Origin of the sequence: Acinetobacter sp. WCHAc010052 (assembly GCF_002165295.2) — a bacterium.
GTDB classification, from domain to species: domain Bacteria; phylum Pseudomonadota; class Gammaproteobacteria; order Pseudomonadales; family Moraxellaceae; genus Acinetobacter; species Acinetobacter chinensis.
Map to the genome: position 1 here is coordinate 2,888,479 of NZ_CP032143.1, position 20,049 is coordinate 2,908,527.

Annotated in this window: 17 protein-coding genes; 6 read left to right on the forward strand and 11 right to left on the reverse strand. The window is 44.6% G+C overall.

The window, feature by feature from the left end:
* Positions 1-31: 31 nt before the first annotated feature.
* From nadA to secA, 4 genes are all read right to left on the reverse strand, one after another.
* Complete coding sequence (gene nadA, locus CDG61_RS14130; RefSeq protein WP_087513197.1) at positions 32-1,099, reverse strand: quinolinate synthase NadA; 1,068 nt, start codon at positions 1,097-1,099, stop codon at positions 32-34.
* 140 nt (positions 1,100-1,239) lie between these two features.
* The gene (gene argJ, locus CDG61_RS14135) at positions 1,240-2,460 is read right to left on the reverse strand and encodes a bifunctional glutamate N-acetyltransferase/amino-acid acetyltransferase ArgJ (protein ID WP_087550627.1); all 1,221 of its coding nucleotides are present in this window, start codon (positions 2,458-2,460) and stop codon (positions 1,240-1,242) included.
* Between the two features lie 155 nt (positions 2,461-2,615).
* The gene (locus CDG61_RS14140) at positions 2,616-2,972 is read right to left on the reverse strand and encodes a hypothetical protein (RefSeq protein WP_087513195.1); all 357 of its coding nucleotides are present in this window, start codon (positions 2,970-2,972) and stop codon (positions 2,616-2,618) included.
* A gap of 153 nt (positions 2,973-3,125) precedes the next feature.
* Positions 3,126-5,846: a preprotein translocase subunit SecA gene (secA, locus tag CDG61_RS14145; RefSeq protein WP_087550626.1), complete on the reverse strand. Its 2,721-nt coding sequence runs from the start codon at positions 5,844-5,846 to the stop codon at positions 3,126-3,128.
* Positions 5,847-6,182: 336 nt separating this feature from the next.
* Here secA and CDG61_RS14150 point away from each other — a divergent pair, with 336 nt between their 5' ends.
* From CDG61_RS14150 to CDG61_RS14160, 3 genes are all read left to right on the forward strand, one after another.
* Positions 6,183-6,821, forward strand: coding sequence for a peroxiredoxin (locus tag CDG61_RS14150; protein WP_087513193.1), 639 nt, complete (start codon positions 6,183-6,185; stop codon positions 6,819-6,821).
* 136 nt (positions 6,822-6,957) lie between these two features.
* On the forward strand, positions 6,958-7,773 hold the full coding sequence (locus CDG61_RS14155) for an MBL fold metallo-hydrolase (protein WP_087550625.1): 816 nt from the start codon (positions 6,958-6,960) through the stop codon (positions 7,771-7,773).
* Positions 7,770-8,345, forward strand: a complete 576-nt coding sequence (locus CDG61_RS14160) for a dual specificity protein phosphatase family protein (RefSeq protein ID WP_087550624.1) — start codon at positions 7,770-7,772, stop codon at positions 8,343-8,345. The genes CDG61_RS14155 and CDG61_RS14160 overlap by 4 nt, the downstream gene beginning before the upstream one ends.
* Before the next feature lie 21 nt (positions 8,346-8,366).
* Here the strand turns inward: CDG61_RS14160 and CDG61_RS14165 are convergent, their stop codons facing one another.
* The 5 genes from CDG61_RS14165 to CDG61_RS14185 form a co-directional block, all read right to left on the reverse strand.
* Positions 8,367-9,389 carry an SPOR domain-containing protein gene (locus CDG61_RS14165; protein ID WP_205671793.1) on the reverse strand — a complete coding sequence of 341 codons (1,023 nt, stop codon included), beginning with the start codon at positions 9,387-9,389 and terminating at the stop codon, positions 8,367-8,369.
* Positions 9,380-10,666, reverse strand: coding sequence for a bifunctional tetrahydrofolate synthase/dihydrofolate synthase (folC, locus tag CDG61_RS14170; RefSeq protein WP_087550622.1), 1,287 nt, complete (start codon positions 10,664-10,666; stop codon positions 9,380-9,382). The genes CDG61_RS14165 and folC overlap by 10 nt, the downstream gene beginning before the upstream one ends.
* A complete protein-coding gene (accD, locus tag CDG61_RS14175; protein WP_087513188.1) occupies positions 10,663-11,559 on the reverse strand; it encodes an acetyl-CoA carboxylase, carboxyltransferase subunit beta in 897 nt (298 codons plus the stop codon). The genes folC and accD overlap by 4 nt, the downstream gene beginning before the upstream one ends.
* Positions 11,556-12,359, reverse strand: a complete 804-nt coding sequence (gene trpA / locus CDG61_RS14180) for a tryptophan synthase subunit alpha (protein ID WP_087513187.1) — start codon at positions 12,357-12,359, stop codon at positions 11,556-11,558. Before trpA ends, accD begins: the two co-directional genes overlap by 4 nt.
* 370 nt (positions 12,360-12,729) lie before the next feature.
* The gene (locus CDG61_RS14185) at positions 12,730-13,764 is read right to left on the reverse strand and encodes an AraC family transcriptional regulator (RefSeq protein WP_087550621.1); all 1,035 of its coding nucleotides are present in this window, start codon (positions 13,762-13,764) and stop codon (positions 12,730-12,732) included.
* Positions 13,765-13,941: 177 nt separating this feature from the next.
* Between CDG61_RS14185 and CDG61_RS14190 the strand changes: the two genes are divergently transcribed.
* The 3 genes from CDG61_RS14190 to CDG61_RS14200 all read left to right on the forward strand — a co-directional run bounded on the left by CDG61_RS14190 (position 13,942) and on the right by CDG61_RS14200 (position 17,912).
* Positions 13,942-14,817 carry a metal-dependent hydrolase gene (locus tag CDG61_RS14190; protein ID WP_087550620.1) on the forward strand — a complete coding sequence of 292 codons (876 nt, stop codon included), beginning with the start codon at positions 13,942-13,944 and terminating at the stop codon, positions 14,815-14,817.
* Positions 14,818-14,863: 46 nt separating this feature from the next.
* Positions 14,864-15,739, forward strand: coding sequence for a metal-dependent hydrolase (locus tag CDG61_RS14195; RefSeq protein WP_087513184.1), 876 nt, complete (start codon positions 14,864-14,866; stop codon positions 15,737-15,739).
* Positions 15,740-16,064: 325 nt separating this feature from the next.
* On the forward strand, positions 16,065-17,912 hold the full coding sequence (locus CDG61_RS14200) for a DUF3413 domain-containing protein (protein WP_087550619.1): 1,848 nt from the start codon (positions 16,065-16,067) through the stop codon (positions 17,910-17,912).
* Positions 17,913-17,979: 67 nt separating this feature from the next.
* On the opposite strand, the gene CDG61_RS14205 is transcribed toward CDG61_RS14200, so the two are convergent.
* Both CDG61_RS14205 and CDG61_RS14210 read right to left on the reverse strand, forming a co-directional pair.
* Entirely contained in the window at positions 17,980-18,972 is a 993-nt protein-coding gene (locus tag CDG61_RS14205; RefSeq protein WP_087550618.1) for a DUF2804 domain-containing protein, read from the reverse strand.
* Positions 18,973-19,204: 232 nt separating this feature from the next.
* Positions 19,205-19,714 (reverse strand): DUF1543 domain-containing protein, encoded by a 510-nt coding sequence (locus tag CDG61_RS14210; protein WP_087550617.1) that lies wholly within the window; start codon positions 19,712-19,714, stop codon positions 19,205-19,207.
* Between the last annotated feature and the right edge of the window lie 335 nt (positions 19,715-20,049).

Here is a 20,049-nt window from a genome sequence, read left to right on the forward strand (position 1 = left end):
TCAAGCATTTCAGATATTTTTTATACAAAAATCAACGTTTCAGGCTCGCACTGAAATCCAGCATACGGTCTAAAGGTAATTTTGCGCGTTGTGCAAGTGCTGCATCGACAAAGATTTCCTGATCAGCGTGCTGAAGTACATGCAGTATGCCATCCAGTTCGTTCATTGCCATCCATGGACAATGTGCGCATGAGCGACAGGTTGCCCCCTCACCTGCTGTTGGAGCTTCCACCAGAATTTTTCCAGGTACAGCCTGCTGCATCTTGTAAAAAATACCTCTGTCAGTTGCCACAATGAGACGCTCATGAGGCAAGGTTTGCGCAGCCTTGATCAGCTGGGAGGTACTTCCTACAGCATCCGCAATATCCACCACCGACTCCGGCGATTCTGGATGAACCAGTACTGCTGCATCAGGGTACAGCGCTTTCATCTGTGCAATACCTCTGGCACGGAATTCTTCATGCACAATACATGAACCATCCCATAACAGCATTTCCGCACCGGTTTTCTTCTGAATATAACGCCCCAGATGCTGATCTGGCGCCCAGATAATCTTTTCGCCCAGGCTGTCCAGATGCTCTACAATTTCCACCGCACAGCTGGAAGTCACGACCCAGTCAGCACGTGCTTTGACTGCTGCAGACGTATTTGCATAAACCACAACGGTATAATCCGGATGTGCATCACAGAATGCAGTGAACTCATCAACAGGGCAACCGAGGTCCAGCGAACAGGTTGCTTCCAGGGTTGGCATCAGTACTCTTTTTTCTGGTGATAAAATTTTTGAAGTTTCCCCCATAAATTTCACCCCTGCCACGACCAGTGTCTGTGCTGAATGATCGCGCCCGAAACGTGCCATTTCCAGAGAATCTGAAACACAGCCACCCGTTGCTTCTGCAAGTTCCTGAACTTCAGGATCGCAATAATAATGTGCAACCAGTACAGCATTCTGCTTTTCAAGCTCTGCTTTAATCTGGGCAAATTTCAGCTGTTTTTCCTCAGGACTCAATGTATTGTCCTTTGGCTCCCCTAAACGGTCCAAATGTGCTGTGACAATTGATTTTGCTTCATTGGCAATTAAATTGGTCGCATCATTCATACGAGGTCTTCTCTTTCCTTAATCGCTGGCATTGTGCTGGCGTTATACGCAATTGTGAATTCATTGTACATAAATCCACCACCAAAAATTCATTTATTATAAAAAAGCCTCACGAATGAGGCTCTGTTTTTATCACTGTATTATGAACGGTAATCTGCATTGATCTTGACGTAATCATAGGACAGATCACAGGTATAGACCGTATCTTTTGCCTGCCCTCGTCCCAGATCAACCCGAATAGTAATTTCAGATTCAGCCATCACCCTTGCACCTGCTTCCTCGGTATAGTCCTCAGCAGCACCGCCATCACGGCAGATCTGCACATCTCCAAGCCACACCTGAATTTTTTCCACATCCAGGTCTTTCACACCGGCATAACCGATAGCAGCAAGAATGCGCCCCCAATTTGGATCTGAAGCAAAGAGCGCCGTTTTTACCAATGGTGAATGGGCAATGCTATAGGCAATATCGCAACATTCCTGAGTATCATTTCCACCCTCAACTGCAACTGTAATGAATTTTGTTGCACCTTCACCATCACGGACGATCAGCTGCGCAAGGCGTTTCATGACACGGGTCAGGACATCCAGCACGACACTGTAACGGGCATCATCCACTGAACTGATTTCTGTACCGCCTGCCTGAGCTGTCGCAGCAAAAATACAGGAGTCATTGGTCGATGTATCTCCATCAATCGTAATGCGGTTAAAAGACTGATTCACCGTTGTTTTTAACAGCTGCTGTACCAGTTCACGGCTGATCGGTGCATCAGTTGCCACAAAGCTGAGCATGGTCGCCATATTCGGGCGGATCATGCCTGCACCTTTGGAAATACCGGTCATGGTATAAGTCACACCATCCAGTTCAAACTGCTCTGATGCCCCTTTAGGTGTTGTATCAGTCGTCATAATGCCAGCAGCAGCATCAACCCATGCGCTGTCTTTCAGAGTGTCCAGTGCCGGCTGCAAGCCTGACAGCAGACGTTCCATTGGCAACTGCTCACCAATAACCCCTGTAGAGAATGGCAGGACTTCAGAGGCTTCAACCTGAGCAAGCTCCGCCAGCTTATAACAGGTGGCTCTAGCATTTTCCATACCTGGCTTACCTGTACCCGCATTGGCATTACCTGTATTGATCACCAGATAACGTGGATTGCCCATTTCAAGGTGTTTTTTAGAGACATGCACAGGGGCAGCACAGAAGGCATTCTGCGTGAACACACCTGCAACATTTGTCCCTTCTGCAAATTCAAAAATAACCAGGTCACGTCGGTTCGGGTAGCGCACATATGCTTCAGCAGAACCAATTTTTACACCTTGCACCACATGCATGTGTGGCATAGACACGTCACCAACTGCCATTTTGAACTTCCAGTAAGTTTAATAAATTGAAAAATACAGCTTAGTTGAAAAGAAATAAAAAATCGAGCACACAACTCATGCAATTCCGTGAAACATAAGCTTTGGACATAAAAAAACCAGTCATTCTGACCGGTTTTTTTATTAAGACTTAAAAATCAGTTTTTCGCAAGCTGAGACGCTTCAGTCAACAGTGCCTGTTTTGCTTTCTGCTGGCTTGCTGCAGAAAGAGCAGGATTTGATGCAACAATACGGTCAGCATTTGCAGCATTTGCAGCTTTAATCGCTGCTGTATTTAAAACAACAGGACGCTGCTGTGGGTTGGCAAATGTATAGCGGATACCCGTACGTGGGCTCTGTACCGTAATATTGCCGTCATTCTGAACAGCTGGTGCAGTCGTTGCGCCAATAGCCTGTTGTACTTTTTCAGGCGTTGTTGTCAGTGGTGTGTCTGCAAAAGTTAAAGCTGGGATTGCCAGAACTGCAAGCATCAATGGTTGTAATACTTTTTTCATTGTCTATTCCGCTTTTCGGGTTTCCATGAGCAACTAAATAACATTTAATTGCCTGAACTGCAAATGGATTTCACATCCTGAAAAGATTTATCCAGTATTTATATACGGATATTTCAGGAAAAAAAAGCAGAACCTCTGTTCTGCTTTTTTTGGTTAGATCTTACCGTGGCACTGTTTATACTTCAGACCCGATCCACATGGACAAGGTGAGTTCCGGCTTTCAGGCGCGACGACCGCACCACCTGCCGCAACAGGACTGAATACAGCATCCACTTCAGCTGAGTCATTCAGTAAGCCATCGGCTTCTGCATGTGACAGATTCAACTGCATGGATTCAGCCTGAGCCTGTTTCTGAGCTTCCATTTCTGCAAGCTCCTCAGCTGTAGGAACATGTACACGTGATAAATCAGTCACAACATCTGATTTGATAATCGCAAGCATGTTGACGAACAGATTGAAGGCTTCTTTTTTGTATTCCTGCTCTGGGTTTTTCTGAGCATAACCACGTAAATGAATCCCCTGACGCAGATAGTCCATCGCTGCCAGGTGATCTTTCCAGTGGCGGTCCAGTGAGTTCAGCATGAAGTGACGTTCCAGCATGGCTGCGGATTCATCCCCCATCTGTTCACGACGGTTACGGTAACGTGCAACAACTTCGTCAGAAATACGTTCCACCAGTGCTTCTTCATCAAGACGGCGGTCTTCTTCCAGCCAGACTGAAACAGGCAGATCAATACCTAAATCTTCACGCAGTGCACGCTCAAGACCATCAATATCCCATTGATCATGAATGGATTCAGGTGGGATATAGTTTTCAATCACCCCTTTAATCACTTCATGATGCATTTCTTCAATGTAATCCTGCAAAGTGCTTTCAGCCAGGACTTCATCACGCTGAGAATAGATGATCTTACGCTGTTCGTTATTTACATCATCATATTTCAGCAGGTTTTTACGGATATCAAAGTTACGTGCTTCAACTTTACGCTGAGCATTTTCGATAGAGCGCGACACCATTTTGTGCTCAATCGCTTCATCTTCCTGTAAGCCCATTGCACGCATCATGCCCACAACACGATCACCTGCGAAAATACGCATCAGATCATCTTCAAGTGACAGATAGAAACGTGATACACCAGGGTCACCCTGACGACCGGCACGACCGCGTAACTGGTTATCAATACGGCGTGATTCGTGACGTTCAGAACCAATGATATGCAAACCGCCTGAGTTCAGTACCATGTCATGGTTCTGTTCCCATTCTACCTTGAGCTGAGCTTCGTCTTCAGCAGTCGGATTTTCAATTTTTGCCAGTTTTGCTTTCCAGTTACCACCCAGCAGAATATCTGTACCACGACCTGCCATGTTGGTAGCAATGGTGACAGCACGTGGTGAACCTGCCTGAGCAATAATGTCTGCTTCACGCTCATGCTGTTTGGCATTCAGTACTTCATGCGCAATACCCGCTTCTTTAAGCTTGTCTGAAAGGATTTCAGAGGCTTCAATCGTGGCTGTACCAATCAGGATCGGTGCAACACCCGCTTCGTGGACACGCTGAATTTCCTGAATGATGGCATTATATTTACCATTACGGTTCAGGTAGATCAGGTCATTCATGTCCTGGCGGATCATTGGACGGTGAGTTGGAATAATTACAACATCCAGTCCATAAATTTCTTTCATTTCAGCAGCTTCAGTATCTGCTGTACCGGTCATACCGGAAAGTTTTTTATACAGACGGAAATAGTTCTGGAATGTTGTGGTTGCCAGTGTCTGGTTTTCTGGCTGAATTTCCAGACCTTCTTTGGCTTCAACTGCCTGATGCAGACCTTCTGACCAGCGACGGCCAGGCATGGTACGACCTGTATTTTCATCGACAATAATCACTTCACCATCATGAATGATGTAGTGAACGTTACGCTGATACAGGAAATGCGCACGGATGGCAGCAGAGACATGATGCACCAGATTCAGATTGGCTGCTGAATACAGGCTTTCACCTTCAGCAAGCAGACCCATTCTGATCAGTTCTTCTTCCACTGTCACATAACCGACTTCGGTCATTTCAACCTGACGCTGCTTTTCATCAATCCAGAAGTGACCGCCATCCGGGACTTTTTCTTCTTTCTGAGGGTGCAGTTTTGGTGGAATGGTATTGATTGCAGCATAAAGCTGTGATGAATCATCACTTTGACCAGAAATGATCAGTGGTGTACGGGCTTCATCAATTAAAATAGAGTCAACTTCATCAATAATGGCATAAGTCAGACCACGCTGTTTTTTCTCAGCCATGGAAAAGACCATGTTGTCACGCAGATAATCAAAGCCGAATTCGTTGTTGGTGCCGTAGGTGATATCAGCTTTGTAGGCTTCTGCTTTTTCTGCCGGATTCTGCATCGAATAAATAATGCCGATGCTCAGTCCAAGGAATTCAAACAGTGGTCTGTTCAGTTCAGCATCACGCTGTGCAAGGTAGTCATTGACCGTAATGACATGCACGCCCTGCCCACTTAAAGTATTGAGGTAACAGGCAAGGGTTCCCATCAGGGTTTTACCTTCACCGGTACGCATTTCTGCAACCTTACCTTCATGGAGGGTCACACCACCAATCAGCTGTACATCATAGTGCCGCATCCCCATGACACGCTTTGCCGCTTCACGACATACAGCAAAAGCTTCAGGCAATAATTTATCAAGGCTCTCGCCTTTGTTATAGCGTTGTTTGAATTCTTCAGTTTTCGCGGATAAGTCTGCATCACTTAAAGCAGATATCGTCGGCTCGAGCGCATTGATCCGGTCTACGATTTTACGCATGCGTTTGAGTTCGCGCTCATTTTTGGTACCGAAGATTCCTCCGATCAGACTTGCCAACATGAATAGACTCTCTAAATCTTGCTTATCAAATGAATAAAATTTTTCTCAGTCGTTATTATGGTGCCAGAAATTGGAAGTACAAGGGTTTTGCACAAAACCACTCAAAAAAATCTGATCGCTGGTGCCAGTACATGGGACTTAAGGTGAAGTAATTTAGCAAATTTTAAAACAGCTATATAGAGAAACATTCATTCTTTTCCGCATGTTTTTTATGCTCCAAGCCCGGTTCTTATTCCTTTTATTCATAAACAAATACAAAAACCCTATTTTTATTTGCAAAAGAATTCAGCAATAGTGGTCATATAGAACATCGTTTTTAAATAATGAGGCAAAAATATGAGTTTACGTCTGGGCGATACGGCTCCTGATTTTGAACAGGAATCCAGTGAAGGTTTAATTAAATTTTATGACTTTTTAGGGGACAGCTGGGGCGTACTGTTTTCACATCCCGCAGATTACACACCCGTCTGTACAACTGAACTTGGCTATACCGCCAAACTGAAAGATGAGTTTGCCAAACGCGGAGTTAAAGCAATTGCTCTTTCTGTGGATGATGTCGAATCCCATAAAGGCTGGATCAGTGACATCAATGAAACGCAGAACACGACCGTCAACTTTCCTATCCTGGCTGACAAAGACCGTAAGGTTTCCACTCTGTATGATTTTATTCATCCCAATGCCAGTGAAACTGTCACTGTCCGCTCACTGGTGATTATTGATCCGAATAAAAAAGTTCGTCTGATTATTACTTACCCTGCTTCCACAGGACGTAATTTTCACGAAATACTTCGCGTGATTGATTCTTTGCAGTTGACTGACAACTATAAAGTGGCGACTCCTGCCAACTGGCAACAGGGTGAAGATGTGGTTATTGTGCCATCCATTAAAGATGAGTCTGAACTCAAAGAACGCTTCCCAAAAGGCTATACGGCGGTTAAACCTTATCTTCGCCTGACCCCTCAACCCGATAAATAAGTCATACATCCACAATAAATCAACCTGTCTCCGGACAGGTTTTTTCATTTCTGTCTATACAGCTTTCATTTTCATACTTTGTATTCTGCTCTTATCTCAGCTATAAAGAGAACAGATTTCATGCAGAATAATCACGATGATCTATAAAATACATCATTTACACTGTGGCACCATGTGCCCTGTTTGCGGTCCGTTATTTGGACAGAATGGCTTTAAAGCCCACCTGGTCTGCCATTGCCTGCTGGTTGAAACAGACAGAGGACTGGTGCTGATTGATACAGGACTTGGTGTACAGGACTATCTGCATACACGGGCAAGACTGGGACGGATTATTGAAAAAACCGGTGGGATTCAGCACAACCTGGATTTAACTGCCATTGCTCAGATTCAGCGGCTTGGATTCAGTCCCAGAGATGTAAAACATATCATGGTGTCTCATCTGGATTTTGATCATGCTGGTGGAATTTCTGACTTTCCTGAAGCCACAGTTCATATTCTTTCTACAGAATTCAACGCTGCACAACGTGCAGCGACACTTAAAGACAAAGCCCGTTATAAATCGGCACAGTTTAAAAATCATCGCTACTGGAACTTTATTGAACCAGCTCAGGGTGACAGCTGGTTCAATTTAAACCGTGTACAGGGGTTTAACCTGTTTCATGATGAAATCCTGATGATCCCACTGCATGGACATACTGAAGGACACTGTGGCATTGCCATTAAACAGAACAATGGATGGATGTTCTTTTGTGGTGATGCCTATTATTCACATCGTCAGCTGAACCCTGGCATTAAACTGAAAGCCTTGAACAGAACTGAAATGCTTTTCGCCGTAGACAATAAACTCCGTCTGGAAAACCTGTATAAAATTCAGCAGCTCGCTCAGTCTGAAAAAAATATTGAACTGATCTGCGCACATGATCCTGTAGAACTGGAGCGTTACAGTTCATGAAAATCCACCTGACTCTGACCATCAGCACTCTGATTCTGACAGGCTGTATCACCACACCTGCTCTGGACGCTGAACACCGCCCTGCTGAATGGGGAAAAACCCTTCATCAGGCCCATAACTTCCATCAGATCAGCGACACTGTTTATCGAAGTGAACAGCCTGACTCTGCGCTGTCTACGCTGATGAAGTCGCAGGGAATTGATGTTGTGATCAACCTTCGCTCGAGGAATAAAGATCTTGAGGTATTATCAGGGCAAGGTTTTGAACTGAAACATATTCCAATCCATACCTGGGCAATTTCAAAAGAAGATATACTGGAGGTCATGCAGACCATTCGACAGGCAAAAGCCAGAAATCAGCAGGTACTGCTGCACTGTTATCACGGTTCTGACCGTACTGGCGCCAGTGTTGCCATGTACCGGATTATTTTTGAAGGCTGGTCCACCGAAGAAGCAGTCAGGGAAATGAAACAGGGGGGCTATGGTTTTCACCCTGTGTGGCAGAACATTGACCGTTTATTCCGCCCTGAAAATATAAAATGGATTCAACAGCAACTGTCGAATCCATCCTGATTCACACTGAGCGGAAAGCGATTAACGCTTATCGAGCGGAACCCAGTCAATCACCCAGGCTGATTTCATATTCAGACTTGGGTCAGTTGTAATTTTCTTACGGGCAGCATCTGCAGCTTCACGGTTTTTGGAAGGTCCGACCATAATCCGAACCCCTTTGGAGGTTGGGCTCTTGGTGACTTTATACCCTTTCGCACGAAGCTTGGATGCAAGCGCATCAGCATTTGCTTCATTTGCAGCCAGAGCCACCTGAACCATCCACTGTTTATCGCCATTTTCAAGCAGATCACGGGCTTTTTCAGCTTCAGCTTTTTTCTTTGCTTCCTCTTTACGATCAGCTTCAGCCTTTTTAGCAGCCTCAGCTTTACGTTCAGCTTCAGCTTTTTTCTTGGCTTCTTCCTTGCGTTCAGCTTCGGCTTTCTTCGCTGCTTCAGCCTTACGTTCTTCTTCTGCTTTTTTCTGAGCTTCAGCTTTACGTTCTGCTTCCGCTTTTTTCTGGGCATCAGCTTTACGCTGCGCTTCTGCATCTTTTTTGTCAGCTTCAGACTTTTGCTGTGCCTTCAGCTGATCCTGCTTTTTTTGAGCAGCCAGCTTTTCTTCAGCCAGTCGTTTCTGCTTTGCTTTTTCATCTTCAATCAGCTCAGGCGGAATATTGTCTGAACTCTGCTGTGCTCCGGTACGGTGAGCATTCAATGCAGCGTATTCTTCAGCAGCCTTACGGGCAGCCTCAGCTTCTGCTTTCTGCTGTGCAGCCAGGAACTCAGCCGCACGGGCTTCCTGCTCAGCAACCGCTTTTTCACGGGCACGGCGCTGCTCATCCAGCAGACGTTTTTCTGTTTCCACATCCACAGTCAGTGGCTGTAACTGAACCATCTCACCTTCAGCATTTTTATTTTTTTGCTGAGCCAGTTCTGCTGACTCTGGTGTTTTGATTTTATTCTGATGTATTTCTTCTTTGCCTTTAAGAAGCAATGCTGCCAATAAAACTCCACCACCTAATAAAACAGCACCACCCATCCAGCGCTGTTTGTTATTCATTGACATTCTTCCAGATACTCCCAAACTGCTTCCAGGGTATGAAATGAACCACATACCAGAATCAGCTGATTATTTTTTAATTCGTTCAAAGCTGATTCAAAAGCTGACTGCACACTATTGAAATGCTGCACGTTCTGTCCCTGCAAAGCCGTATCCAGCTGTGCAATATCTGCTGCGCGCGGCACAGTTAACGATGCAATTTTCCACATTAAAACAGTATCTTTCAATAACTGCACGACAGAATTGATATCTTTGTCTGACAGCATTGAGAAAACACTGATTACTTCTGTGTACTGTTTATTGTATTTCAGGAAATTTCGCAATTGCTTTAACAAAAAATCAACGCCATGCGGGTTATGTCCCGCATCAAAAATGACTGTTTTGCCGTGAATCTGGCGGATTTCAAAGCGTCCCTGTAATTTAGCCTGCACAATCCCCTGCTCAACAGCCTGCTGGGAAATCTCAAGCCCACTCACCAGCGTTGCTGCTACTGCTGTAGAAATGTTTTCAACAGCCAGTGAACCCAAAGGCAGTTTCAGGGTTGTGCCCGAAGATGCAAATAACCAGGACTGACCATCTTCAGCATACTGATAAAAATAATCACTGTTCAGAACGTGCAGTTTTGCCTGACACTCCTGAGCCTTTTGTGCAATGGCTTCCGGCAGCTGTTGTGCGCCTCCGAAAATCACCGGTATATCGGGTCTGATAATCCCTGCTTTTTCATAAGCAATTTTTTCTATGGTGTCGCCAAGCCAGTCGGTATGATCCAGTCCAATGTTTGTGATAACCGCAACATCGGGATCTACGACATTGACCACATCGAGTCGTCCACCTAAACCCACTTCCAGCACCCAGACCGGACACTGCTCCTGTCTGAAAATAACAAAAGCAGCCAGTGTCGTCGCTTCAAAAAATGAAAGTGTCAGACCGCAGTCTCTGCGTGCCTGATCCACTTCAACAAAAGCATTCACCAAGGTCTGGTCATCCACCTCAGTTCCAGCAAGCTTGACCCGCTCATTGAACCTGTAAATATGCGGAGACTGATACAATCCAACTTTGTAGCCCTGAGCATTCAGGATTGCAGCAAGTGTGGTTGAGGTTGAACCTTTACCGTTTGTACCTGCAACAGTCAGCACAGTGGCATCCGGTCGGGTCACGCCCAGCTTTTCAGCAACGGGAATCACCCTTTCCAGCCCTAAATCAATGCCTGTAACGTGAACATGGCTCCAGTAATCGAGCCATGTATTTAACGGGTCTGTTGCAAGTGGAGCACTTTTGTTCAAGATAAATTCATCAATTTCGCCACAATACGATATACAGTATCACGTAATGCATGACGATGAACAATCTGGTCGATTACACCATGATCAAGCAGGTATTCTGCACGCTGGAATGGTTCTTCCAGTTTTTCACGTACTGTCTGCTCAATTACACGTTTACCTGCAAAACCAATCATGGCTTTCGGTTCAGCAATATGCACATCACCCAGCATCGCCAGGGAAGCTGTCACACCACCGTATACAGGATGAGTCAGAACCACGATATATGGCAGACCTGCATCCTTCATTTTCTGAATAGCAGCGGAAGTACGGGCCATCTGCATCAGCGACAGCATACCTTCCTGCATACGCGCACCACCAGAAGCTGCAAAGCAGATCATTGGCTGTTTCTGTTCAATAGCACGTTCAGCTGCCTGAACAAAGCGGTCACCGACAACAGTACCCATTGAACCACCCATGAAATCAAATTCAAATGCAGTTGCAATCATTGGGATCCCTTTTAGCGTTCCCTGCATCACCACAAGGGCTTCGGTTTCACCCGTTTTCTTTTGCGCTTCAGACATACGGTCTGGATAAGTTTTGCTATCTACAAATTTAAGCGGGTCACCTGCTTTAAACTCCAGCCCCATTTCGCCCTGAACCTGGTCAAAAAACCAGTTCAGACGGTCACGGGCTTTCATACGCAGATGTTCATCACATTGAGGACAAACATACGCATTAAATGACATCGCTGTACGGGTCACCAAAGCATGACATTCAGGGCATTCAATTGTTGGCTCAGTAAATGTTGCCTTTAAAGCCTGCTGCTCGTCCGGTACATGGATACCTGGCACACTGCGTTCAGTCCATGGCGTCGATGGGCTAAGAACTTTCCCTGATTTCACTTCTTGATTCATACTAACTCATCGAGCGCTGCTCGAAGCTCCTTGACTTTATTAACCGTTTCAACAACAGCTTGTTCTGGTGCATGGGCTGCAAACTGCTTAACAAAGGCACTGCCAACGATCACTGCATCTGCCACACCACCCATCGCTTTTGCAGAGGCAGCATCACTGATACCAAAGCCAACACCGACAGGAATATCTGTGAAAGATTTAATTTTCTGAATCCGGGCAGCAGCTTCTGAAACATCCAGTGTTGCAGCACCCGTCACTCCCTTCAGAGAAACGTAGTAAATAAAGCCACTTGCCTGATTCACAACATGCTTGATCCGCTCATCAGTGGAAGTTGGTGCAAGCAGGAAAATCTGATCCATTCCATATTTTTTCAGAACCGCATCAAACTCTTTTGCTTCTTCTGGAGGTAAATCCACCAGCAGGACACCATCTACACCACACTCATTTGCGTATGCAGTGAATTTTTCATAACCAATCACTTCAACAGGATTCAGATAACCCATCAGTACCACAGGAGTTTCTGTATCCTTTTTACGGAATTCACGAACCATATTCAGTGCATCCAGCGTACTGGTTCCACCTGCCAGAGCGCGCTCTGCTGCAAGTGCAATCACAGGGCCATCTGCCATAGGATCGGAAAACGGTAAACCCAGCTCAACGACATCCACGCCAGCATCCACCATCTGATGCAGCAGAGCAACGGTTACTTCTGGATGTGGGTCACCCGCCATCACATAGGAAACTAAAGCCTTACGCTGTTGAGATTTAAGCTGTCCAAATCGAGTGGCTAAACGTGACATAGAGATGTGCTTTCCTTGAATGATTAATACTGAGAAGTTAATGTTATAGAAACACAGGAGGAAGCATTGTAACGCTATTTTTTACCCATTGAACAGAGTTCAGAAGCGCCACCCTGTATTTCATGTGCAGACCCATTATTTTCAGAACAATCCAAAGACTCCATTTACCGATATTCAGCATTTTTTCTCAATGATCAAAGATACCTAATTTCATCAGAGCTACAGATCTGTATTTCAGAAAAAACCACTGCAAATAAATAAATTATAATTTTAAAACAGCACCTTATACCTTAACCCACAAATACATGCATTATTGCAAAAGCTGATTTGATTCAGGCTGAAAGTCTATGGCTCATACCATCAGCAGATATCAGCTTTGTCTGAACTGCTGTTTCCGTTGCAGCAAAGTCTGCCCTGCATAGGCTTTATATGCCCGTGCCAGAGCAGACTGATCTGAATAGCCCAGCCGCATGGCAATATCTGTCAGACTGGCATCATCACCGAGCAACTGCTCACATCGTTTCATACGTTCAGTTTCAACAATTTTCTTAAAAGTCGTATCAAAATCATTCAGCTGCCGCTGTAAAGTCCGGGTGGAAATATGCAGCTCCTTTGCAATATCTTCAATACGGGGAGCCTGTTCTTTGAGTCTTAAATATTCAACAACAATCAGCTGCAGCTTCTGCACCAGGGTTTCATAGCGGGGTTTGGATGCCAGTGCTTCTTCTGCCTGTCTGACCAGAAGTTGCATCAGAGAGGGATCTGCCTGCTGAATCTTCAGATTCAGCCCTTCCAGCCCCAGTACAAAACGATATTCAGGCTGATTAAACAGGACTTCACATGCATAAAACTTCTGATAGTGATAAATGGCTTTCTGAGGTGCATGGGCAAAATGAACACTCTGCAGTGGAAACTGATCCGCAGGAACTATTTTGCGGGCGAGATGCATCATCAGAGCATTGGTAAATTCATTGATTAAAATATAACGCTCATGGTGAAAGGGCCAGATCAGGTGTACATCTGTGCCCTGCTGAACCATTTTCATCGGAAGAATTTCATCACCATCAATCACCAGTCGACTGAAACGTAAAATATTCTGTAAGGCTTCTGCCACAGTGGTACTTCGTGAAGCCATATATCCCAGCACACCAAAATGTTCTGGACGGACATATTCTGCAATTTCAAAAACCAGCTGAGGGCAGTCCAGAGCCTGTCGGGTCTTTTCCATGAGCTGATGAAAAAACAGATAGGATGACTGTGTGTCTATAGGCAGAGATAAAATTTCAAGCAACCGTGCTTTTTCGTCAGGATGCAGAAAATCGAGTGTCGCAATTTCCATGCCCCGTTCAGACATAAACATCTGCCAGAGATGAAAATAACCATTCGGAATCTGTAATTCCTGCATTCTGCTACTCGTCCTGTCTTCTTTTCATTCTATAAACTGATGCTGTAGAGCACATCATTCTGACATTATAAATTTTCATTCTGTCGTAAAATGTATAAAAAATGGCAACAACTGTCAAAACAAAATTATGCAACACCGACATACTGAAATCATGAAAGGCTATGCAAGTAAAATAAAATGAATGCTTTAGTCAAATACCAGGTTGACCCTGTTGTTCGGACAAAACTGGATTTTAAACTGGATGAAGTACCACGCTTCTGGTTTGGTGGTGATCCGTTCCGCACCCGTATGTTTGATGCTTTAAGTCTGACTTTCCCAGATGGCGAACGCTATTTTATAGAATCTGTCCGTCTGTTCCGTGACAAAATCAAAGATCCTGACCTGCAGCAGCGTGTGGCTGATTTTATCCGTCAGGAAGCACAGCATGGTCTGGCACATGACAAAATGAATCAGGTCATGAAAGACCAGGGGATGCCTGTAGATCAGTTCATCCAGTTCCTGCACAAAATCTTTAAATTTGAACTGACAAAACGCTCACCTCAGTACAACATTGCCATGACTGCCGCGGCTGAACATCTGACTGCCCTGATGGCAGAAACCTTTTACAGTAAAAAAGAAACACTGGCCGAAGCTCACCCTTATGTCCGTGCCTTGCTGGCATGGCATTCCATCGAAGAAATGGAACACCGTGATGTTGCCTTTGATGTCATGAAGCAGGTCGGTGAAGTTCCCGAAAACACCCGTAAGTTTGCTCTGGCATTTACCACCGTCATGATGTTCAACTTCACCATGTACCGTGCCAGTGTCATGCTGAAAGCGGATGGTTTCAGCCGTATGGAACGCTTAAAAATGGTTGCAAAAGGCTTGCCCTGGTTTGTTGGCAGGCAAGGGATTTTTTCAAAAATGCGTGCCCAGTATATGGACTGGTTCAAAGCCGATTTTCATCCGGGTCAGCATCCGGTCATTCACCAGTATCAGGTCTGGGTTGATACACTGGCAGCCACAGGTGATCCTATTGCAGCGGGTGAAGCCTTCTGGCAGGCTGGTCATTAACCCCTGAAGCGATAAATAAAAATAATCAGATTGTGAGTATATAAACATGAATGCTTATGTTCAGCACCAGGTTGATCCGGTCGTCCGCAGCAACCTTGATTTTAAACTCAGTGAAGTCCCCCGTTTCTGGTTTGGTGGCGACCCTTTCCGTACCCGTCTGTTTGACGCCCTGAGTCTGACATTCCCAGTTGGTGAGCGTTATTTTATCCAGAGTGTCCGTTTGTTTCGCGATCAGATTACCGATGCAGATCTGAAACAGCGGGTTGCTGATTTTATTAAACAGGAAGCACAGCACGGCATTGCTCATGACAGAATGAACGATGAAATGAAGCGTCAGGGCATGCCTGTGGATGCGTTTGTAGACTTTCTGGGTGAACGTTTTGAATACCTGCTCAGCAAGCGCTCACCGCAATATAACCTTGCCATTACTGCAGCATCTGAACATCTGACAGCACTGATGGCTGAAACCTTTTACAGTAAAAAAGAAACTTTGCAGGATGTGCATCCCTATGTCCGCGCACTGTTTGCCTGGCATGCCATTGAAGAAATGGAGCATCGTGATGTTGCCTTTGATGTCATGAAACAGGTCGGCAATGTTCCAGAGATGACCCGTAAAGCAGCCCTTGCCATTACCACCTGCCTGATGTTCGGCTACACTTTTTACCGTGCCGATGTCATGCTCAAATACGATGGTTTTTCACGTCTGCAACGACTGAATATGGCACGCAAAGGTTTACCGTGGTTCTTTGGACGAAACGGGAAACTCAGTGCAATGAGCAGTCAGTTTGCCGACTGGTTTAAAAAAGATTTTCACCCAAACCAGCATCCTGTCATTCGTCAGTACCAGGTCTGGGTCGATACACTTGCAGAAACGGATGACCCAATTGCAGCAGGTGAAGCATTCTGGAACGCAGGGCTTTAGGAGCCTGTACACTCCAGCAAAGAATTTAAATACAGCATCGACCATGATGCTGTATTTTTATACATCTGTTTTAGCCCTATCAGAACCCATGCACTCATTTATTAATGCCCGCTCAAACCTGCAACACTTTCTTTCATCGGAATTTATGACAGATCAAGAATAAAACCAGTGCACCATTTCCAGCTGCATTTCAGAATTGTTCAGGAATTAAGCAATATTTTTTTTAAAACGATTGATATATCATAGCCATCATTTTGCAGACAGCGACGAACATTCCCAACCTGTTGGTCTCACTGTATTTCAATCATTCCGATGAAGCGCTTTTATGTCTTTCAAATCTTCTTTTAAGTCCAGGCTGCATGTACTTGGCTACATGATCATGATCAATGCTGTCATTGCCATGCTCATTGCCTGCCGCTATTTCGTATTTTTGCCTGAGTTTCCAACCGATACTGCCGGCTTAACATTTCTGATCACAGGTACATTCTCCCACATGGTGATGTTAAGTGCCCTCGGTGGTCTGCTCCTGATACCTGTACTGCTGTTACCTCAGCTGCCACGCCGCCTGATTATGGCTGTGGTCGCAACCCTGGGGCTGATGGCGCTGTTTATTGATACTGTGGTTTATGCACAATACCGCTTTCATATCAATGCAGTGATGCTGGACCTGGTGATGTCGAGCCAGATTGTCAGTTTCCCGCTGTCTTCATGGCTTATGGTCATAGGTGGCTTTCTTGCTGTCTGCGCTGCACAGTACTTTCTGATCTGCTGGCTTGAAAAAGGGATTCCTCTGGCAAAATGGAAAATCGGTAAAAAGTTTGCCTGGTTAAGCGTTCTGACCCTGTTGCTGTCCAATGCAATTCATATCTGGGCAGCAGCACATGTTTATCAGCCTGTGACTGTAACCAAGCGTTATTTACCTGTGTTTTACCCAATGACATCCAATAAAACCATGAAAAAATACGGATGGATTGATGAAGCTGCAATAGAAAGACAAAAAGCGATGTCACTTGAGCGTAAAAGTGATGTGCATTATCCACTGAATCCAATTCAGGCGAATGCTCCGGAAAAACCGGTCAACATTATGCTGATTGTGGTCGACTCATGGCGTGCAGACACTTTTAATGCCGATAACAGCCCGAATATGTGGAAATATGCACAGTCTGGAAAAGTATTTTCTCAGCATTACTCTACAGGAAATGCGACCCGTACAGGAATCTTCGGTCTTTTTTATGCCATTCCTGGAACGTACTGGCATGGTATTCTTGTGAACCGTCAGAGCCCTGTGCTGATTGACCGTTTACAGGCCATGAATTATCAGCTCGGTATTTTTGCTGCAGCAAAACTGACGAATCCTGAATTTGACCAGACGGTCTTTTCCAAAGTTCCCAACCTTCGAATCGGCTCCAAAGGTGATACACCTTCGAGTATTGATGGAGAGCTTACCCGTGACTGGTTACAGTGGTATGACAAACGGGATAAAAGCAAACCTGCTTTTTCATTCCTGTTCTACGATGCCCCACATGGCTACGACTTTCCGGCTGATTATCCTCACCGCTATGAACCAATGCTCAAAGAAGTCAATTACCTGAAACTGAGCAATAAGACTGACCGCTCACTAATGATGAACCGTTATAAAACCAGTGTTCATTATGTCGACAGCCTGGTCAAGCAGGTACTGGATAAACTGGAAGCAACGGGCGATGCAGATAATACAGTCGTGATCATTACCGGTGATCATGGTCAGGAAGTGAATGACAATATGGAAAACTTCTGGGGACATAACGGCAACTATACTGATCCACAGATTAAAGTGCCATTTGCCATGATTGGTCCAAAAGTTTCTGCTGAAGCCACCTTATGGCCGGGCAATATGCTGACCAGTCACCAGGACGTTGTACCGACCCTGATGAAAAACTACCTGGGCGTGCAGAATGATGTGAAAGACTACTCTGTTGGCGAGGATTTACTCGGTAAACCTGTACACAGAGACTGGATTCTTGCATCCAATTACAGCAGCTATGGAGTAATCACCAAAGATAATATTCTGGAAGTTGGTGCTGTGGGTCAGTATGATTTACTGGATAAACACAATAAACCGATCAAAGGACAGCAGCCTAATTTTGAATACTTACAGGGTGCACTGGAACAGATCAGCCGTTTCAGTAAATAAGTTTAAACCCAAAAAAAGCAGGCTTGATTGCCTGCTTTTTTATTGCTGAAATATCATGGATACAGCATTACCATTTGGCATAATGCTGTTCCAGCAGTCCATATTCATTTAACAGAACAATTTCACGATCATCTGTCTGTACTGTTCCTGAAATCACCGACTGCCACTGACTGAACTGGCTGCCCACCAGTCTGAGATTCAGATTTTCATAGCGTCGCCAGCCTGTTTTCACACTCAGATTCAGTTTTCCGTCTCTGGAACGCACACTCCAGCAATCTTCACTTTCCTGCTGAAACAGCACATCATCCACAGCAAAAAGAACACCATTGACCCACAGGCAGTTTTCATTGCCATAACTTTCATTAACCCCTGAAGCCAGATTTAAACCTATCCGGTTATTTTCTGCATCCCAGAAATTACAGGACAGCCAGAACCAGGCCGTTTCCGGACGCAGAAAACCACAGGTATCATCCAGTGCTGCAAATGTCCGGTCACTGAACTGAATCAACTCTCCCTGTTTATTTACAAATGAACCCTCACAAGTCAGTGTGGTCAGCTTCTGGGTATAGGTCCATCCATTAATTCCTGTTGGACTGCACATACTGAGCGGATCAGTTCCTGCACAGAACATACGGGCACTCAGCTTAATTTCACCATGTTTCGTGACCCGAATATAACGCACACCATTGGCATGCTGCATTTCGACCTGAAACGGTGAATGGGTAAAAAAACTCTGATTAAATAAAGGCTGCTCATCCAGCAGGGTATTTCGTGCCAGGATATTGATTGCATTCCATTCCTGAACTTCTTTGGTCTGATGGTTATAAATATAGAAAAATCCATGCCCAGCCCAGGCAATGTCTACAATTGCGACACCGATACTGTAATGTTCATGTTGAATACTGCAGAATTTAAATTTTTTATATTTCAGCCTTTTACGCCAGCCTGCCAGCTTTTCACCATAAGGCGTTTTATAAATATATTTGTGATAATCAATTGTTTTTGGAAGCTCGCTGAACCGACCGTAATGAGGTTGCCCATTTGGTTGAATTAAATCCATTTACCCGTTTCCATCCCTGAGCAATTTATAATCCCTGTAACTCATTATGCCTATAAATAGACACTTGGAAAGTATAAAAACATGCATTTCATCCAAAAAAGCATAAAAAATGAGACTATTCCCCTTTCTTTTAATACCTATAATTTTTATTTATAAATTAATTTATTTTTCAATAATATCAACAGAATAAAAAATCACATCTTCTGTTCGCATATCTGCCACAGAATTGCTTTTAAATTCTCAGATAGGTGTTTTCCCATATTTTTTTCTGAAACCCACCTTCAACCAGTTGCACATAACGTCCATGCACATGATCAACAGCAATGCAGTCATCCACATCCAGTACTCTGTCTGTGTGCTGTTTCTGCCATTGTTCAGAAAAATACTGTTTTCCTTTTATTTTTGCTTCAGTTGAATCCTGAGCGACCACCAGCACATAGCGATGCAGCTCTCCAAATTCATTAGCATCATAGCCCCCAAGATTAATCAGAAACAGTTTTGCATCAGTTTGCTTGGGCTGTGCATCAGTAAAATGTATTTGATAGTTTTTATTTTCAAACTCAAGACCGTTTAACTTTGCCCATGCATCAATATGCAGACCGTTTTGTTCCCCAAACCATGCATTTTTCAGTTGTGGTGTGATCTCATCCAGAGAATCACCAACCGCAAGCACCACATCATGTACTTCTGTATTGGCACGGGCATGACGACCACCGAGCATGACAATAAATAAACTCGACATTTTTTAACTCATTATAAAAAAGTCCCCTTTTGTAAAAAAGTAATGCTGATCAGTTAAGCAAAATTATTGGGGAAATTCCTAAAATCTCCCCTGACCCTGAGCCATATATGGCGCAAGGAAAAAGAGGGGAACTTCTTGTAACTAAAAATGATTTTTAGTAATCTTGCATAGCTGAGCTACTCATCCCTCCTTTGAAAAGAGTGAGAAACATGTTCCACAAGGGGGAGGATTCAAAAATTCTTAACTGACTGGCATTACTTTAAAAAAGAGGATTTAAGTTCATAAAAAGAAAAGCCTTTCAACTTCCGTAACCAAACCCTCTCCCCAAGGAGAGG

What these genes read in the sequence shown, in the direction of transcription:
- CDG61_RS14140 (WP_087513195.1), bottom strand. Translation starts at nt 2,972, where the DNA reads ATGAAAAAAGTATTACAACCATTGATGCTTGCAGTTCTGGCAATCCCA.
- CDG61_RS14155 (WP_087550625.1), top strand. Translation starts at nt 6,958, where the DNA reads ATGATCTATAAAATACATCATTTACACTGTGGCACCATGTGCCCTGTT.
- CDG61_RS14210 (WP_087550617.1), bottom strand. Translation starts at nt 19,714, where the DNA reads ATGTCGAGTTTATTTATTGTCATGCTCGGTGGTCGTCATGCCCGTGCC.
- CDG61_RS14160 (WP_087550624.1), top strand. Translation starts at nt 7,770, where the DNA reads ATGAAAATCCACCTGACTCTGACCATCAGCACTCTGATTCTGACAGGC.
- CDG61_RS14190 (WP_087550620.1), top strand. Translation starts at nt 13,942, where the DNA reads ATGAATGCTTTAGTCAAATACCAGGTTGACCCTGTTGTTCGGACAAAA.
- accD (WP_087513188.1), bottom strand. Translation starts at nt 11,559, where the DNA reads ATGAATCAAGAAGTGAAATCAGGGAAAGTTCTTAGCCCATCGACGCCA.
- CDG61_RS14205 (WP_087550618.1), bottom strand. Translation starts at nt 18,972, where the DNA reads ATGGATTTAATTCAACCAAATGGGCAACCTCATTACGGTCGGTTCAGC.
- trpA (WP_087513187.1), bottom strand. Translation starts at nt 12,359, where the DNA reads ATGTCACGTTTAGCCACTCGATTTGGACAGCTTAAATCTCAACAGCGT.
- secA (WP_087550626.1), bottom strand. Translation starts at nt 5,846, where the DNA reads ATGTTGGCAAGTCTGATCGGAGGAATCTTCGGTACCAAAAATGAGCGC.
- CDG61_RS14150 (WP_087513193.1), top strand. Translation starts at nt 6,183, where the DNA reads ATGAGTTTACGTCTGGGCGATACGGCTCCTGATTTTGAACAGGAATCC.
- argJ (WP_087550627.1), bottom strand. Translation starts at nt 2,460, where the DNA reads ATGGCAGTTGGTGACGTGTCTATGCCACACATGCATGTGGTGCAAGGT.
- CDG61_RS14165 (WP_205671793.1), bottom strand. Translation starts at nt 9,389, where the DNA reads ATGTCAATGAATAACAAACAGCGCTGGATGGGTGGTGCTGTTTTATTA.
- CDG61_RS14185 (WP_087550621.1), bottom strand. Translation starts at nt 13,764, where the DNA reads ATGCAGGAATTACAGATTCCGAATGGTTATTTTCATCTCTGGCAGATG.
- nadA (WP_087513197.1), bottom strand. Translation starts at nt 1,099, where the DNA reads ATGAATGATGCGACCAATTTAATTGCCAATGAAGCAAAATCAATTGTC.
- CDG61_RS14195 (WP_087513184.1), top strand. Translation starts at nt 14,864, where the DNA reads ATGAATGCTTATGTTCAGCACCAGGTTGATCCGGTCGTCCGCAGCAAC.
- CDG61_RS14200 (WP_087550619.1), top strand. Translation starts at nt 16,065, where the DNA reads ATGTCTTTCAAATCTTCTTTTAAGTCCAGGCTGCATGTACTTGGCTAC.